The organism is Rhodanobacter sp. L36 (genome assembly GCF_009765755.1).
In the GTDB taxonomy this organism is placed as follows: Bacteria; Pseudomonadota; Gammaproteobacteria; order Xanthomonadales; family Rhodanobacteraceae; genus Rhodanobacter.
Map to the genome: position 1 here is coordinate 1,014,246 of NZ_LMUV01000011.1, position 16,592 is coordinate 1,030,837.

Genomic DNA, 16,592 nt, shown 5'->3' on the forward strand with positions numbered 1-16,592 from the left:
CTCATGCCTTGCTCAGCGTGATGGGCGCGCCATACGGTGGCAGCGCAGCGGTGGAGTCCTGTGCGGCCTCGATCCACGCCGTGCCGTCCGGCACCGACGCATCGATCACCAGCGGCAATTGCACCTGACCTGTCTGCACTTTGGCGCTTCCAGTAAGTCCCTGGCGCTGCGCTTCATCCGCGTTCACACGTACGGCAGGCGCGCGATTGAGCGGATGCGCGTTCAACGCGGAAGACCGACGCAGCACGGCGTCACCGCGATAGATCGGCCAAGTGGCGATACGCGTCAGACCTGTGGATGTCGCGCGCGTGGCAAGCCCATCGCGCGGCGAAATGGAACGTTCGCTGATGCCCTCGCGTAGGCCGGCCATGTCATCGAACTCGAAACCGGCGAGCTTCATGGCGCCACCAAGTGCACGCAGCACGCGCCAACCCGGACGCGCCTGACCCGGCGCTTTCGCACCGGCGAGAACACTTTGCGCAAGGCCTTCCACGTTGACCAGCGTGGCGTCGATTTCCGGCAGCAGGGCGATCGGCAGAATCACATCGGCCACATCGCGCAGCGCCGGACTGGCGAAAGCACTGAACGCTACGACCTTTTCCGCTTCGTGCAGCGCCTTGAGCACGGCACTTCCATCGGCGAAATCATGTGGCGGCTCGACGCCGTACAACAGATAACTTTTGCGCGGCTGCGCGAGCATCGCTTGCGCATCCAGTCCGCCGTTGCCGGGCACAACGCCGAGCTTCGACAAGCCCACGGCATTGGCACCGACCGACAACTCGCTGTATGCCGCACCCGTGGCATCGGCGATGAAACGGGCGACGGCGCGCAACCACGATGCCTGCGGATGCGTGACCGCGGCTTCGCCGAGCAACACGACGGCCCCACCCTGCTCCGCCGACTGCTTCAACGCGGCAAACGCATCCTTGTCTCCATCGTCGCTCGGCGCTGCGTTGATCGCGTCGGCCAATGCAGATGGTGCGGATGCGCCGCCGTCGACCGCAGCTTTCGCCAGGGCGAGTAGTGCGTCGACCATGGCCTGTGGCGCAATGATCGATTCGCCAGCCAGCATGTAATTGAAATCGAAATGGGCGGGATTAACGGTGTAAACCTTCGCGCCCTTTTTCACTGCCTGATGCAAGCGATGGTTGAGTAGCGGCATCTCATGACGCAGATCGGAGCCGATCAGCAACGCCGCGCTGACGTGCGCAAACCCGGCGACCGGCAAACCGAATGGAAGAGCGATCGCGTTGTCGGAAAAGTCGAGTTGGCGCAGACGGTGATCGACGTGTGCGCTGCCCAGGCCGCGAGCCAGCCGCATCAACAGATCGCCTTCCTCGTTCGAAGTGGACGGATGCACCAGCACGCCCAGTTCGTTGCCCGGCAGTTTGCGCAGCGCTTCACCGGCAACGCTCAACGCGTCTTCCCAAGTGGTCGCCTGCCACTGGCCGTTGCGTTTCACTTCCGGCGCACTGATGCGGTCGGCGGCGTAAAGGCCCTGATGGCTGTAGCGATCGCGGTCGGAGAGCCAGCACTCGTTGATCGATTCGTTGTCGCGCGGCACCGTGCGCAGCACTTCGCCGCGGCGCGTGTGCAGCCACAGGTTGGAGCCGAGCGCATCGTGATAACCGATCGATGGCTTGGCGATCAGCTCCCACGCACGTGCCTGGAACTGGAATGGCTTGTTGGTCAGCGCGCCGACCGGGCACACATCGATGATGTTGCCGGACAGTTCGGTTTCGATCGTCTTGCCGATATAGGTGCCGATCTGCAAGTTCTCGCCGCGGCTCATGCCACCCAATTCGTACGTGCCTGCAATCTCGCTGGTGAAACGCACGCAGCGTGTGCACTGAATGCAGCGGGTCATTTCGGTGGCGACCAACGGACCGAAATTTTCGTCGGCCACGGTGCGCTTGCGCTCGGTGTAGCGCGACACGCTGCGGCCGTAGCCGAGCGCGACGTCCTGCAATTCGCACTCGCCACCCTGGTCGCAGATCGGGCAATCGAGTGGATGATTGATCAGCAGAAATTCCATCACGTCTTTCTGGAACTTCAACGCCTTGTCGCTGCGCGTCATCACCTTCATGCCTTCGGCGACCGGCGTCGCACACGCAGGTTGCGGCTTGGGCATCAGCTTGCCGCCCATCTCCACATCGACCAGGCACATGCGGCAGTTGGCAGCGATCGGCAGCTTGCGGTGATAGCAGAAACGCGGGATCGCGATGCCGACGCCGTCGGCCGCCTCGATGATCATCGCGCCCTTGCGGATCTGCGTGGGCTTGCCGTCGATCTCGATGTTCAGCAGATCGGGGGCGGCGTTATTGGCAGGCTGCGCACTCATGCTGCGACCTCAAGCTTGTCGTCGACGATGGAATGACCATGCTCGACGTAGTATTCGAACTCGTTCCAGAACCGCCCGAGGAAACCCTGCACCGGCCACGCGGCGGCTTCACCGAATGCGCAGATGGTGTGGCCTTCGATCTGGCCCGCCACGGCTTTCAGGCGATGCAGATCGTCTGTTGTGCCCTTGCCTTCCACGATGCGCGACAGCACGCGATACATCCAGCCCGTGCCTTCGCGGCACGGCGTGCACTGGCCGCAGGATTCGGCGAAATAGAAACGCGAAATGCGATGGCACATCTTCACCATGCAGGTGGTTTCGTCCATCACGATGACCGCGCCGGAGCCGAGGCCGGAGCCGGCCTTCTGCAGCGAATCGAAGTCCATCGTCATGTCCATCATGATGTCGGCCGGCAGCACCTTCATCGACGCGCCGCCGGGAATCACCGCCTTCAGCTGGTGACCGTTGCGTACGCCACCGGCCATCGCCAGCAAATCCTTGAAGGGCGTGCCCAGACGCACTTCGAAATTGCCGGGCTTGGCCACGTGGCCGGACACCGAAAAGATTTTCGGACCTCCGTTATTCGGCTTGCCCAGATTGAGAAACCAGTCCGCGCCGTTGCGCAGGATCGCCGGCACCGACGCATACGTCTCGGTGTTGTTGATCGTAGTCGGCTTGCCGTACAGGCCGAAGTTGGCGGGGAACGGCGGCTTGAATCGCGGCTGGCCCTTCTTGCCTTCGAGCGATTCCATCAACGCGGTTTCTTCGCCGCAGATGTACGCACCCGCGCCAAGCGCGTTGTAGATGTCTACGTCCAGACCGGTGCCCTGAATGTCCTTGCCGAGCAGACCCGCCGCGTACGCTTCCTTCAGCGCCTCTTCGAGATGCTCGAACGGCTCGTGATGGAATTCGCCACGCAGGTAGTTGTAAGCCACGGTCGAACCGGTGCAGTAGCAGGCGATCGCCAAGCCTTCGATCACGGCATGCGGGTTGTAGCGAAGAATGTCGCGATCCTTCGCCGTGCCGGGCTCCGATTCGTCGGAGTTGCAGAGGATGTATTTCTGCATCGTGCCCTTGGGCATGAACGACCATTTCAGGCCGGTCGGAAAACCCGCGCCGCCGCGACCGCGCAGGCTGCTCTTCTTGATTTCCTCGATCAGCGTGGCGGGATCTGGTTTCTCGGCGAGAATTTTCTTCCACGCCTTGTAGCCGTCCATTTGCACATAGCTGTCCATTGCCCACGGCTTGTCGAAATGCAGCGTGGTGTAGACGACCTGGTGTTCCTGTGGTGCGGGTCCGACGGCCATCAGTGATTCCCCTCTGCATGGCCATGCGCCGCGGGTCCGTCAATGGTCAGGCCATCGAGGATCGCGTCGAGCTTTTCGGTAGTGAGATGTTCGTGATAATGGCCGTTCACCGTCATCGCCGGCGCGTAGACGCAGGCGGCAATGCATTCCTCTTCGCGCTTCAGATACACGCGACCGTCGGGCGTACTTTCACCCAGCTTGATGCCGAGTTTCTTTTCGCAATGGCTGACCAGCCCTTCAGCGCCGTTGAGCCAGCAAGAGATGTTGGTGCAGATCGCCACGTTGTTGCGGCCGACCGGCTTGGTCTCCAGCATCGAGTAGAAACTGGCGACCTCGTACGCCCACACCGTGGGCAGGTCGAGATACTTCGCCACCGCGGCGATCAGCTCGTCGGTGAGGAAGCCACCGTTCTGTTCCTGCGCCGCGAAGAGCGACTGAATCAGCGCCGAGCGCTTGCGGTCGGGCGGGAATTTGGCGACCCATGCGTCGATATGCTGACGCGTGTGATCGTTGAGTGCGGCGAGCGGATCGACGTTCCTGACCTGCTCGAAATGTCCGGTGGCTTTCATGCGTTTCTCCGTCGTGCCGGCTCAGCGATCCACTTCGCCGAACACGAGGTCGTAAGTGCCGATCATGGCCACCACGTCGGCGAGCATGTGGCCGCGCACGATGGTGTCCATGGATGAAAGATGGGCAAAGCCCGGCGCGCGCAGATGCACGCGGAACGGCTTGTTGGCGCCGTCCGATACGAGGTAGCAACCGAATTCGCCCTTCGGCGCCTCGACCGCGGCGTAGGTTTCGCCGGCCGGCACGCAGTAGCCTTCGGTGAACAGCTTGAAGTGATGGATGAGCGCTTCCATGTCTTCCTTCATCTCTTCGCGCGATGGCGGCGAGACCTTGAAGTTTTTCAGCATCACCGGGCCGGGGTTGGCCTTCAACCACTTCACGCACTGCTGGATGATCCGGTTCGACTGGCGCATCTCTTCGACACGCACCAGGTAACGGTCATAGCAGTCGCCGTTGACGCCAACCGGAATATCGAAATCCATCTCGGCATATTTCGCGTATGGCTGCTTCTTGCGCAGGTCCCACGCGATGCCCGAACCGCGCAACATCGCACCGGTCATGCCCCACTGCTGGGCCAGTTCCGGGCTGATCACGCCGATGCCGACGGTGCGCTGTTTCCAGATGCGGTTGTTGGTCAGCAGGTCTTCGTACTCGTCCACCTTCGACGGAAAATCGTTGGTGAACGCCTCGATGTAGTCCAGCATCGAACCTTCGCGCCAGCTGTTGATGCGCTTGAGGTCGTTGCCCTTGTGCCAGGGCGACTCACGATACTTGGACATGTGATCGGGCAGATCGCGATACACGCCGCCGGGACGGTAATACGTGGCGTGCATGCGCGCGCCCGATACGGCCTCATAGACGTCCATCAGTTCTTCGCGTTCCCGGAACGCGTAGAGGAACACCGCCATCGCGCCGAGATCGAGCGCGTTGGAGCCGATCCACATCAGGTGATTCAGGATGCGCGTGATTTCGTCGAACATCGTGCGGATGTACTGCGCGCGCTCGGGTGCCTCGATGCCCAGCAGGGTCTCGATGGCTTTCACGTACGCGTGTTCGTTGCACATCATCGACACGTAGTCGAGGCGGTCCATATAGCCGATCGACTGATTGAACGGTTTCGATTCGGCCAGTTTCTCGGTGCCACGATGCAGCAGGCCCACGTGCGGATCGGCGCGGACGATGGTTTCGCCGTCCATCTCCATCACCAGGCGCAGCACGCCGTGCGCAGCCGGATGCTGCGGGCCGAAGTTCATCGTGTAGTTGCGGATTTCCTGCATGCTCAATTCTCCCGCCACTTGTCGGCGGCTTCGGCGCTGGCCTGCACCAGATCTGCGTCGTTGCGGATCGTGCGCGGCACCAGCACGCGCGGCTCGATCGACACCGGCTCGTAGATCACGCGTTTCTGCTCGGGGTCGTAGCGCACTTCGACGTTGCCGATGAGCGGGAAATCCTTGCGGAACGGATGGCCGACAAAACCGTAGTCGGTGAGGATGCGGCGCAGGTCCGGATGACCATCGAAAATGATGCCGTAGAGATCGAACGTCTCGCGCTCGAACCAGTTCACGCCCGGCCAGATCAGCGTCAGCGAAGGCACCACCGGCAGCGAATCATCCGCGCAGAAAACACGCAGCCGCAGACGACGATTGTGTTCGATCGAAAGCAGTTGGATAACCGACGCAAAACGGCGCGGCTCGTTGTGGTCGCGCGGACGTCCAGCCCAGTCGAAGCGGCCCATCGCCTGCCCTTCCACGCCACGCGAGAAGCCATCACCACCGGCGGTATCGGTTTCCCATTCGGTCTGCCCGTAACCGAGATAATCCAGGCCGCACAGATCGATCAGTTCGCTGAAGCGGAACGCGGGTTCATCGCGCAGTGCCGTCGCGACCGCAATCAGGTCGGCGGCAGCGAGTTCGGCGGTGACCTCGTTGCGCACCTTGCTGATGGTGAGCGTGTCGCCGAACCGCGCAGCGAGTTGCTCGGCCAGCGAGGTCGGATGTGGATCGGACATGTCAGAGCCTCACGAACGCGCGATGGTGCTGGTGCGGCGGATTTTTTTCTGCAACTGCAGGATGCCGTGGATCAACGCCTCGGCCGTCGGCGGGCAGCCGGGCACGTAGATGTCTACCGGCACGATGCGATCGCAACCGCGCACCACCGAATAGGAATAGTGGTAGTAGCCGCCGCCATTGGCGCAGCTGCCCATCGAGATCACCCATTTCGGCTCCGGCATCTGGTCGTAGACCTTGCGCAGCGCCGGAGCCATCTTGTTGACCAGCGTGCCGGCCACGATCATCACGTCGGACTGGCGCGGGCTCGGGCGGAAGATCACGCCGTAGCGATCGAGGTCCAGTCGCGCCGCGCCGGCGTGCATCATCTCGACTGCGCAACAGGCCAGGCCGAATGTCATCGGCCACATCGAACCGGTGCGCGCCCAGTTCATCAACTCGTCCATGCGCGCGGTGGCAAAGCCGCGCTGCACCAGCGGGTTGTCGCCGCCCGGACGGAGGATGTCGTCGACGACATTGACTGGCGGCGGGTTGTGCATTGTGCGACTGATGGAATCGATCACTCCCATTCGAGCGCTCCCTTCTTCCACACGTAGGCAAAGCCGACGATCAGCAGCAGCAGAAACACGGCCATTTCAGTCAGCGCGGTGACGCCGATTTTTTCGAACACCACCGCCCACGGAAACAGGAAGGCAATTTCAAGATCGAAAATGATGAAGAGGATCGCCAGCAGGTAATAGCGAACGTCGAAGCGCATGCGTGCATCTTCGAATGCTTCAAAGCCGCATTCGTACGGTGCGAGTTTTTCCGCTTCGGGACGACTCGGTCCGGCGAGCAGGCCGATGGCCAGCAGCACGAGGCCGAGTCCGGTGGCGACGCCGATGAAGAGCAGAACGGGCCAGTATTCGGCAAGCACGATGCAACGTACCTCCGCGCCCTCGGGCGCATCAGTGACCGCGGGGACGGTCCGGCGACTTTCGATCCGGCAGGCCGAAACAGCCTTGGGCGTGAGCCACGTTCGCAGGCATGAAACCGCGAGCGTCCGATATTCCGCGAGGTGGGATCGCGAATCACGCCATTGTATCAGCGCGCATGGGTAAGACGACAAGTATTGACGACTGCGAACGTACGATCGGCGGCATGCGCCGATGGCGTGACGGCATCGTCACATCGTATGCGTGGCCCGCTCGGAGGCCAACGTGCCGGCAAGGATATTCTCGATCCGGCTGCGCGCCGCCTCGGCATCGCTCGACTCGTTGAAATGGATGCCGATGCCGGCCGTGCGATTGCCCTGCGCGCCGAGCGGACTGATCCATACCACTTTGCCAACTACCGAAAGCCGTTCGGTTTCTTCGGCCAGCGTGACCAGCAGGACCACTTCATCGCCCAGCGTGTACGACTGCGCGGTCGGCGCAAACAGACCGCCATTCTTGAGGAACGGCATGTACGCGTTGTACAGCGACGCGGCGTCTTTGATCTTCAGAGAAATGATGCCCTGACGGGCGCCTGCGGATTTCATGCTGCACTCCTGACGGACGATCGAACGGTCCGCTCACCCTGGGCCGATCTTAGACGGTGTGGTCCGCGCGCACCACCTTTGCGGCGATGCTGGGTCTCAGGGACGTCTTTGGGTGCTTACGCCTTGCGGTTCGCGATCTGCGAGCGACGTTCGCCGACCAGTCGCCCCCACGACGACGGCGGAATCCACCGGGCAACCCAGTTCGGCACCGACGGGCCGGGCATCGGCCGGGAAATCGAAAAGCCCTGCAATTGATGACAGCCCAGCGACGCCAGCAAATCGCCCTGCTCCGCCGTCTCCACACCTTCGGCGATCACCGTCTTGGCGAGCAGACGCGCCGTGGTGATGACGCCCGCAGCGATCGCCATATTGCGTTCGTCGCTGAGGATGTTCTTCACGAAGCTCTGATCGAGCTTGATGTGCTCGATGTCGAGTTGCTGGATGTGACTGAGCGACGCACTGCCGGTGCCGAAGTCGTCCAGCCCGACGCGGATGCCGCGACGGCGGCATTCTTCGATGACGATCTTGGCCCGCGCATGGTCCATCATCGGCCCGGTCTCGGTCACCTCGATGCCAAAGCCCACGTCCATCACCTTCGGATAGCTTTCGAGCGCGGCATCGATGTCGCTGAAAAAAGCCGGATGCAGCAGGTGCCGTGTACTGATATTCACCGAGACCGGCAGCGACAGGCCATGGCGCATCCACGTCTGGCATTGTCGCAACGCCTCATCCAGCACGTAGCGCCCGATCGGCCGTGCCAGTTGCGGATCGTCCAGCACGTGCATGAAATCCACGGGCTCGACCAGGCCCTCATCGGTGTCGTGCAGGCGAAGCAGCGCTTCCATGCCGGCCACGCCGTTCGATCCAGGCAGGCCATCGATATACACGATCGGCTGGAACAACAGCTTCAGATGCGCGTGTTTCAAGGCCTGCGCAAACCGATCGCGCATGGCCTGCAGCCGAACCTGCTCCAACTCCATCGCCGGCTCGTACAGCGCGTCGCGATCCTTGCCGTCTTCCTTGGCGACATACATGGCGAGGTCGGCATGACGAACGAGCCCTTCGGCGTCGGAATCGTCCAGCGGATAAAGCGTCCAGCCGATGCTGGCCGAAAGATGAAGCTGCTCGTCCGCCAGATGGAACGGCGCGCGCAGTGCCTGCAAAACGCAGCGACTGATCACCTCCAGTTGCTCCCTGCTGTCCAGGCCGGGGATCACCAGCGCGAACTCGTCGCCACCGAAACGCGCGAGTACATCGGCCTCGCGCAACATGCCGAGAATGCGCGCCGACGCCTCGGCCAGCACGCGATCTCCGCCGCCGTGACCGACCGTGTCGTTGACGTTCTTGAAGCGATCGAGATCCAGCACGCCGACCGCGAGCAATGAATGTTGCGCACCGGCGCGGCTGCGCGCCTGTTCAAGCAACTCGAACAGCAGTCGACGGTTCGGCAACCCGGTCACCACGTCATAGAACGCCAGCCGTTCAACCCGCGCCTCGTGCATTTTCTGTTCGGTGATGTCGCGCTGATGCCACAACCATCCTTGCGGCTCGTCGTCGATCGTGATCGGTGTGAAATCGCGCAGGAAGATGCGACCGTCGCTCATCGACACCTGGTCGCCACGAACCACTTCGTTGCGCGACAGGATCTGCTGAATCCGCTGCCACTCCTTTTCGGGGTGCTCGTAGATCGCTTTCAACCGCATGAACATATCGGCCATGGAAGAGCCTTCCAGTTCGGCAGGCGTTTCGGACAGCTTGAACAATTTGCAGAATGCATCGTTGGCGAATTTCACGCGGCCGTTTTGCGCCATCACCAGAATGCCGGCGTACTGGTTTGCGAGCACGGTCCGAAAATGCTGCAGGTTGAAACGCAAATCGCTCTCCGCCATCAGCCGCGCGGCACGCGCACGCTGCATCTGGATGCCCAGTCCCAATTCCACCGCCATCTCTGAGAACACCTGCGTCTCCACCGACGAGAACACGTGCGCGTTGGCGGCGCCCATCACGAGTACGCCGATCAGCGCGCCATCGACACGCAACGGCAACGCCAGCATGGAATGCAGATCGTGATTCACGCCGGAGAAGGGACGCGGCGCGGCGCCTCCGGGCTTCAACCTTTTCACGCTGGATTGTCCGCCGCGCATCGCGGTCATCACCGCGTCGTCCATGTGCGCGGGATCGAGCATGTCCAGGCTTGCTTCGATCGACGACGAATTCGTGCCGTCCTCGCATGCAGCGGTCCGCAGCGTGTTTGTCGCATGGCGGTCGAGAAGTCCGATCCATGCGGCTGGATAATCGCCGGTTTGACGCACCACGCGGCACGCATCAGCGAGCAGCCCTGGTTCGTCCACGCTGTGCGTGACCACCTTGACCATTTCGCTGAGCAGACGAAGCGCGCGTCGCTGGCGTGCTTCGTCACGCACCGACTGCAGCAGCAGTTTGCGTTGTTCGTGCGCTTCGAGTCCCAGCCCGATATTCGCCGCGGCCTGCCGAAGCAACTCGATCATCGCAGGTGAAAAAAAGCCGGCGTGCGCCGAGCGGATCACCAAGCCTGCTCGCACTTCGCCGAACTTCATCACCGGCACCGCGATCGACGACATCACGTCGTGTCGCACATACGCCTGGCGAAATGGCTCGAGGCCCGCAAGATTGCGGACGTCCGTTTCCAGTTGCGGTGTTCCCTGCCAGAACGACAGTTGCGCCAGTGCGAAGGGCAGCCGTTCTGGATAGATGTCCTGCATTCCTGGTGAAATTCTCGATGGCGCGATGCGCCGGAACATGCCGCTTTCGCGATCGACTTCGCCGATCATCACCAGCATCGCGCCGATGCGTCGCTGCAGTACTTCGATCACCGCTTCATAGAGAACCGCGGGGTCGAGCGAACGCACCAGCAACTGCCCGATGTCCGACAGCGCCGCGTAGAAGCTTTCGCCGGACGCGGCCACGCCTTGGTCGTCCCTGTTCGAGTTGTGATCCGGACTGCGCATGCGAGCTGCTCTGACATCGATGACGTGCCCGGGACGAAGCCACCTCCAGGTGCGCCCACATCATCCCCCCTGCCGCAGAAACTAGCCCTGTCATCCACGTCGCGCAAGCCGCAAGCCATGGGCAAAACGCCCTATGCCTTTTGCCAGCCCCAGTGATCGAAGATCCAGAACGTACGCAGATCGGACGTCAGCTTGACGAAGCGCAGGCCGGGTTCTGCCGATGACGCATCGACGAGGTGATAGCTGCCGCGCTCGTCGCGCCGCAAGGGTGCATCCCGCCATGGCCAACTCTGCATGCCCGCACGAGTGGCGATGTTCACGCGCAGCCATGGATGCATCCATGACGGCGGCTTCCAAGGCAACGCCGAAACAGGTGTGGTGAAAGAAACCGTGGCAAACCGCTCGGAGTCGCCGGCCAGCCGGTGCATGCGGCGGCCGCTCAGCGCCATCTGCGTGCGATGCGCGTCGAGCGCGGCCACCTTCCTTGCCTGCTGCTCTTTTGACCCATGCAGTTCAATGTCCAGCAACTCGCGAGACCGCCCGTGGATCAGATACGTCCACTGCTCGGGCGCGTGATCGACACTAGCAAGCGCCAACCGAACCAGCACGTGCGCGGCTCCGTGATCCGGATGGCGATCATCGATCGAAGGCATGACGACAAGGTTGGGGCGGTAAGCCTCGATCGCCTCGGCCATCGACGCCACGGCCTGCCCCCCGCGATGCATCAACACATCGGTGAGGCCCATGTCGGGCCAGCCCATCGATTGAAGCGACGACGCGGAAACATCCAGTCGCTGCATCGCCAGCGCGACCTCGGCATGCCTGCGTTTGCCCCAGCGCCGTCGTTCGGCAATGCCGATATGCCAGCGTCGTTCCATCCATCGCTGCGGCCACGGATTGTTGTCGCCATCGGTCAGCAACACGATGCGCACGTTGCCACCAGCGGCACGCACCTGCTGAATCAGCAACCCCGTCGCGATCGTTTCGTCATCCGGATGTGGTGCAATGACCAGCAGTCGTGTCGCTGCGGAAAAAACAGGCGCCGTGGTGCGAGCATTCGCAGACGCCTTGCTCATGGCGGAAACATCAACGCCACTGCGCCAGCAATTCAAGCAGAAGAAGATCGCCGCGCAACGGACCTCGCAGACTTTCGCGCGTTCGATTGACCGCGTGATACCACTGCCCGAGCATTTCTTCGTCGAGCGCGCTGGCCATCGGTCCGGAACCGCCATCTGCGCGGGCTTTCAGTTCATCAGCCGCGGCTTGCGCGGCAAACCACAGGCGTTGTGCGGGCTGGTTGTCGAGCCAGCGTTTGACCACTTCCATCGTCTGGCCACGACCGGCCGCCAGCGCCGCCAGATCCTTGCGAACTTCCAGACGCTGATCGAGCGCGCCTTCGGCCGCCCACGAACGCGCCAGCCCGGGGTTTCCACCGGCAGCATCGAGCGCAGCTTTTGCATCGCGCACACCCTCGGCCTGCAGCCATGCGAGCGCTTCGTCAGCGATCGGCAATGGAAATTCGATTCGCTGGCAGCGACTGCGAATGGTCTGCGGCAATCGCCACGGCGCATCGGCCAGCAGGATCAGCAACGTCTGTGTGGACGGTTCCTCAAGCGTTTTCAGCAGCGCATTCGCAGCAGCCATGTTCATAGCATCGGCGGGATCGATGGTGGCCACCTGCCATCCGCCGAACTGGCTGCGCATGGCGAGCCGCGTTGAGAGTTCGCGAATCTGATCCACCACGATTTCCGCGCGCTGCACGCCGTCCTTGCGCAGGCCGAAACTCAACCCGATCAAATCCGGATGCGAGCCAGCTGCTACCAGCAGGCAATTGCGACAGTGTCCGCAGGCATCGCCGTTCACCGGCGTCTGACACAACAGCCCGCCAATGAAACGCGTGATGAAAGCCCGCTTGCCCAGACCCGTCGGCCCGCACACGAGCAGCGCGTGCGGCAACGCATCGCGCTCCCGTCGCGCCTGCAACCGCGTCCAGTGCTCGGCATGCCAGGGCAAGGTGCTCACGATCGCGTTTCCACGACGAGCGATGAAAGCGCACGTGTGGCATCGGCGAGCACATCGGCTGGGCTGCGACTCGCGTCGATCACGTGGAAGCGCGATGGCTCGGCGGCGGCGCGCGCGCGATAACTCGCTCGAACGCGCTCGAAGAACGCATCGGTCTCCACTTCGATGCGGTCGGCATCGCCGCGTCCGCTCGCGCGGGCGCGACCGATCGCCACGGGCACATCCAGCAGCAAGGTCAAATCGGGAACGACGCCTTTGCACGCCCAGCGTTCGAGCTCGGCGATGCGTTGCAACGGTTGGCCACGACCACCGCCCTGATACGCATAACTCGCATCGGCGAAACGATCGCAAAGAATCCAGCGGCCCTCGCTCAACGTCGGTTCGATCACTTCGCGCACGAGCTGCGCGCGCGAGGCGAACATCAGCAGCAGTTCGGTTTCGGCAGCAAGGCCTTTCTGCGCAGGATCGAGCACGATGCCACGCACCGCTTCGCCCAACGCGGTGCCACCGGGTTCGCGCGTTTGCACGAGGTCGATGCCATGGCTTTCGATGTACTCACGAAGCCCGGCGAGCAAGGTGCTTTTGCCGGCGCCTTCGCCACCTTCGAGGCTGATGAATTTTCCGCGCGTCGAAGTCACTGGCAATGTTTCCGTTGATAGCAATCGACATTGCGATTGTGTTCTTCGAGCGTGCTGGAGAACACATGCTCACCGTTGCCGCGCGCCACGAAATACAAGTCCGTGCCCGCGGCCGGATGTAGCGCAGCCATCAGCGCCGGCTTGCCCGGAAGCGCAATCGGCGTCGGCGGCAAACCCGCGCGCGTGTATGTGTTGTAGGGCGTGTCGGTGGTGAGGTCGCTTTTGTGGATATTGCCCAGATACGACGCGCCCATGCCGTAGATCACACTCGGGTCGGTCTGCAGCAGCATGTGGTTTTCAAGGCGTCGCACGAACACGCCGGCAATGCGCGCACGCTCGTCGGCCCGGCCGGTTTCCTTCTCCACGATGGAGGCGAGGATCAGCGCATCGTACGGCGTGGCCAGCGGCAGATTCTTGTCGCGCGCCGGCCAAAGCGCATCGAGTGTCTTGCTCATGTCGGCATGCGCGCGTTTGAGGATGTCCAGGTCACCATCGCCTTTCACATAGGCATAGGTTTCCGGGAGAAAGCGGCCTTCCGGCGCGTCGCCGGGGGAGCCTATTTTCTGCATGATCGCTGCGTCGTCCAAACCGGCGCTGTCGTGACGCAACTTGTCTGCCTGCGACAGCGCCTGTCGAAGTTCGGCGAAGCTCCAGCCGTCGACGATGGTGAAATTGCGTTGCAGGACTTTGCCCGCGGCCATGTTGGCAAGCAGCTGTCGCGGCGTGATGCCGATGTCCAGCGCGTATTCACCCGCGTGCAGCCGGTCGGCGACGCGCATCTGCTCGGCCAGCAGTCGCCAGTAGATCGGGTTAGCGTGCGTGACGCCACGCTCACGCAGCTCACCGACGATATTGCGGAAACTGGTACCGCGTCCGACGTCGACGCTACCGCCTTGCACGGAAATATCGAGCGGCGCGCGACTGAAACGGTTGAACTCGTTCCAGCCATAGAACAGCGCGCCGACAATCGCCAGCAGCACGACGACAACCAGCATGCGCGACAGCGCACGTCCGTGCATCGATTTGCGATTCATCCAGCCTGCTCCATCGAAAATCCCAGGTTGCGCCAATGTCGTTGAAGCGTTCGCGTTGTCGGACCCGGCGCATAGGCAACTTCATTCAGCGAACGAACCGGCAGGATGCCGCGTACGCTCGAACTGAGAAAGACCTCACGCGCGCCATGCAGCGCGTCGAGCGTCATGTCGCACACATGCACGTGCGGCAGTGTCGCCAGAATTTCCGCACGCGCCACCCCCGCCACGCCGCAACGTTCCAGTGAAGGCGTCGTCAGCACGCCATCGATCACCACGAACAGGTTGGCCATGGTCGCCGAAATCACACGGTCGTGCATGTCGCGCAACAGGCCTTCGCCGATATCCAGAGCGTTCCACTCGGCACGGGCCAGCACCTGTTCCAGCCGATTCAAATGCTTGATCCCGGCCAACAACGGTTGTTCGGAAAGATGAACCTCACACACACGCATGCGAACGCCATCGTCGTGAACGGCCTGATCGAACGTCGGCGGATCGAAAGCCGCAACCACTCGCGTAACCTGCGGCATCGACGGCGGCGCATAACCGCGCGGGCCCGTCCCGCGCGTCAGCGTGATGCGAACCACGGCGTGCAGCATGCCTTGCACAACTGTTCGCGCTTCTTGTTGCAGAACTGATGTATCGGGCACCGGTAGCGAGAGGCGACGACAACCATCGTCGAGTCGTTGCATGTGGCGCTTCCATAGCGGCGCAACATCGCCGACGAAGCGAATGGTCTCGAACAATCCGTCGCCATAGCTCAAGCCACGGTCGAGCGCGGAAACGGAATCTTTTGATTCCCCGTTGACCAACATGCGCACCGACATCAGTCCGGCACTCCCAGCGCGCGCAGCAGACCGCGCGCCTTGGCGCGAGTTTCGTCCAGCTCCAGCGCCGCCACCGAATCGGCGACGATGCCCGCACCGGCACGAAGACTCACTTCATCGCCGGTGAGCGTCAGCGTGCGTATGAGGATGTTGAGATCGAGATCGCCATTGCGATCGAGATAGCCCAGCGCGCCGGTATAGGCGCCGCGTGGAGCATCTTCGAGATTGGCGATGATTTCCATGCAGCGCACCTTGGGGCAACCGGTGATGGTTCCGCCGGGAAACGTGGCGGCGATGATTTCGCCCGGCGTTACGTCGGCGCGCAGGCGGCCCCGTACATTGGAGACGATATGGTGAACATGCGCGTAACTTTCCACCACCATCAGCTCGTCCACCACGACACTGCCCGGCACACAGACGCGACCAAGGTCGTTGCGTTCGAGATCGATCAGCATGACGTGCTCGGCACGTTCCTTCGGATGCGCGCTCAACTCGCGAATGCGCGCGAGTTCGTCATCGCCAGGCAATCTCGGGCGTGTGCCGGCGATGGGCCGCGTCTGCGCGACGCCGTTGCGCACTTCCACCAGTCGCTCCGGCGACGAGCTCACCACCGACCATCCCGGCTGTTGCAGCAGTCCGGCAAATGGTGCGGGATTCGCCTCGCGCAGCACCGAGTACAACGACGCCGGCGAGACGGCTTGCGGATAACGCGCATGCCATGCCCGCGAAAGATTGACCTGGAAGATGTCGCCATCGCGCAGGTGTTCGTGAATGCGATCGACGCCGTCGAGGAACAACGCAGGTGCGTCTTCGTTCCATTCTTTCAGTACAGGTAGCGAAGGAATAGAAGGTGTCGCCGAAAGACCGGCTTCCATCTCGTCGAGCAATTCTTCGCAGCCCGCTTCGGCCACGAGGATCGTGCAGTCGTTGGCGTGATCGACAATCACCGCCGCGGGACAACGCAAGGCCAACGCTACAGGCAGAACGGGGGAAGATTGAAGATGCAGCGTCGGTTCGATCTGCGCCGCCAGTTCGTACGCCAGCAGCAACACCCAGCCGCCGTGGAAAGGCAGATCGTCGTCGGAGGCCGACAGCCGTTCCGCCCGCCACGCCGCATCAAGCGCGTCGAGGAAGCGGCCTTCGACAAGGCTTGCCGCGCTGTCAACTAGACGTCCATCTGCGTATAGCGTGAGGCTGTCGCGCGGAAGCGCGAACAGGATGTCGAAGCGCGATTGCGCCGTGCCGCGCACCACACTTTCAAGCAGGCACGGATAGCGTTGCGGAAAAGCAGCGGCCGGCGCGAGAAGATCGCGCCGGCCGCTCAGGATACGCCGATGGCAGGTCACG

Annotated in this window: 15 protein-coding genes; all 15 read right to left on the bottom strand. The window is 62.5% G+C overall.

Features of this window, described 5'->3' with window-relative positions; all coding sequences use genetic code 11:
* Window position 1: 1 nt before the first annotated feature.
* A complete protein-coding gene (gene nuoG / locus GSQ73_RS14235) occupies window positions 2-2,341 on the bottom strand; it encodes an NADH-quinone oxidoreductase subunit NuoG (RefSeq protein ID WP_158885098.1) in 2,340 nt (779 codons plus the stop codon).
* Entirely contained in the window at window positions 2,338-3,648 is a 1,311-nt protein-coding gene (nuoF, locus tag GSQ73_RS14240) for an NADH-quinone oxidoreductase subunit NuoF (protein ID WP_158885100.1), read from the bottom strand. The genes nuoG and nuoF overlap by 4 nt, the downstream gene beginning before the upstream one ends.
* On the bottom strand, window positions 3,648-4,217 hold the full coding sequence (nuoE, locus tag GSQ73_RS14245) for an NADH-quinone oxidoreductase subunit NuoE (protein WP_158885102.1): 570 nt from the start codon (window positions 4,215-4,217) through the stop codon (window positions 3,648-3,650). Before nuoE ends, nuoF begins: the two co-directional genes overlap by 1 nt.
* 21 nt (window positions 4,218-4,238) lie before the next feature.
* Entirely contained in the window at window positions 4,239-5,492 is a 1,254-nt protein-coding gene (locus GSQ73_RS14250) for an NADH-quinone oxidoreductase subunit D (RefSeq protein ID WP_158885104.1), read from the bottom strand.
* Between the two features lie 2 nt (window positions 5,493-5,494).
* Window positions 5,495-6,223, bottom strand: a complete 729-nt coding sequence (locus tag GSQ73_RS14255; RefSeq protein ID WP_158885106.1) for an NADH-quinone oxidoreductase subunit C — start codon at window positions 6,221-6,223, stop codon at window positions 5,495-5,497.
* Between the two features lie 9 nt (window positions 6,224-6,232).
* Window positions 6,233-6,790, bottom strand: a complete 558-nt coding sequence (locus GSQ73_RS14260) for an NADH-quinone oxidoreductase subunit B (RefSeq protein WP_158885108.1) — start codon at window positions 6,788-6,790, stop codon at window positions 6,233-6,235.
* Window positions 6,781-7,137 (bottom strand): NADH-quinone oxidoreductase subunit A, encoded by a 357-nt coding sequence (locus GSQ73_RS14265; protein WP_158885110.1) that lies wholly within the window; start codon window positions 7,135-7,137, stop codon window positions 6,781-6,783. Before GSQ73_RS14265 ends, GSQ73_RS14260 begins: the two co-directional genes overlap by 10 nt.
* 249 nt (window positions 7,138-7,386) lie before the next feature.
* Window positions 7,387-7,740, bottom strand: a complete 354-nt coding sequence (locus GSQ73_RS14270) for a PilZ domain-containing protein (RefSeq protein ID WP_158885112.1) — start codon at window positions 7,738-7,740, stop codon at window positions 7,387-7,389.
* A 116-nt stretch (window positions 7,741-7,856) separates the two neighbouring features.
* Window positions 7,857-10,727: an EAL domain-containing protein gene (locus tag GSQ73_RS14275; RefSeq protein WP_158885114.1), complete on the bottom strand. Its 2,871-nt coding sequence runs from the start codon at window positions 10,725-10,727 to the stop codon at window positions 7,857-7,859.
* A gap of 131 nt (window positions 10,728-10,858) precedes the next feature.
* Window positions 10,859-11,803, bottom strand: coding sequence for a PIG-L family deacetylase (locus GSQ73_RS14280; protein ID WP_158885116.1), 945 nt, complete (start codon window positions 11,801-11,803; stop codon window positions 10,859-10,861).
* Between the two features lie 10 nt (window positions 11,804-11,813).
* Entirely contained in the window at window positions 11,814-12,749 is a 936-nt protein-coding gene (gene holB, locus GSQ73_RS14285; RefSeq protein ID WP_158885118.1) for a DNA polymerase III subunit delta', read from the bottom strand.
* On the bottom strand, window positions 12,746-13,387 hold the full coding sequence (gene tmk, locus GSQ73_RS14290) for a dTMP kinase (protein WP_158885120.1): 642 nt from the start codon (window positions 13,385-13,387) through the stop codon (window positions 12,746-12,748). The genes holB and tmk overlap by 4 nt, the downstream gene beginning before the upstream one ends.
* Window positions 13,384-14,421, bottom strand: a complete 1,038-nt coding sequence (mltG, locus tag GSQ73_RS14295; protein WP_158885122.1) for an endolytic transglycosylase MltG — start codon at window positions 14,419-14,421, stop codon at window positions 13,384-13,386. Before mltG ends, tmk begins: the two co-directional genes overlap by 4 nt.
* Entirely contained in the window at window positions 14,418-15,245 is an 828-nt protein-coding gene (gene pabC / locus GSQ73_RS14300) for an aminodeoxychorismate lyase (protein WP_158885124.1), read from the bottom strand. Before pabC ends, mltG begins: the two co-directional genes overlap by 4 nt.
* Entirely contained in the window at window positions 15,245-16,591 is a 1,347-nt protein-coding gene (locus tag GSQ73_RS14305) for an aminodeoxychorismate synthase component I (RefSeq protein WP_158885126.1), read from the bottom strand. The genes pabC and GSQ73_RS14305 overlap by 1 nt, the downstream gene beginning before the upstream one ends.
* Window position 16,592: the final 1 nt, after the last annotated feature.

What these genes read in the sequence shown, in the direction of transcription:
- nuoG (WP_158885098.1), bottom strand. Translation starts at nt 2,341, where the DNA reads ATGAGTGCGCAGCCTGCCAATAACGCCGCCCCCGATCTGCTGAACATC.
- nuoF (WP_158885100.1), bottom strand. Translation starts at nt 3,648, where the DNA reads ATGGCCGTCGGACCCGCACCACAGGAACACCAGGTCGTCTACACCACG.
- nuoE (WP_158885102.1), bottom strand. Translation starts at nt 4,217, where the DNA reads ATGAAAGCCACCGGACATTTCGAGCAGGTCAGGAACGTCGATCCGCTC.
- GSQ73_RS14250 (WP_158885104.1), bottom strand. Translation starts at nt 5,492, where the DNA reads ATGCAGGAAATCCGCAACTACACGATGAACTTCGGCCCGCAGCATCCG.
- GSQ73_RS14255 (WP_158885106.1), bottom strand. Translation starts at nt 6,223, where the DNA reads ATGTCCGATCCACATCCGACCTCGCTGGCCGAGCAACTCGCTGCGCGG.
- GSQ73_RS14260 (WP_158885108.1), bottom strand. Translation starts at nt 6,790, where the DNA reads ATGGGAGTGATCGATTCCATCAGTCGCACAATGCACAACCCGCCGCCA.
- GSQ73_RS14270 (WP_158885112.1), bottom strand. Translation starts at nt 7,740, where the DNA reads ATGAAATCCGCAGGCGCCCGTCAGGGCATCATTTCTCTGAAGATCAAA.
- GSQ73_RS14275 (WP_158885114.1), bottom strand. Translation starts at nt 10,727, where the DNA reads ATGCGCAGTCCGGATCACAACTCGAACAGGGACGACCAAGGCGTGGCC.
- GSQ73_RS14280 (WP_158885116.1), bottom strand. Translation starts at nt 11,803, where the DNA reads ATGAGCAAGGCGTCTGCGAATGCTCGCACCACGGCGCCTGTTTTTTCC.
- mltG (WP_158885122.1), bottom strand. Translation starts at nt 14,421, where the DNA reads ATGAATCGCAAATCGATGCACGGACGTGCGCTGTCGCGCATGCTGGTT.
- pabC (WP_158885124.1), bottom strand. Translation starts at nt 15,245, where the DNA reads ATGTCGGTGCGCATGTTGGTCAACGGGGAATCAAAAGATTCCGTTTCC.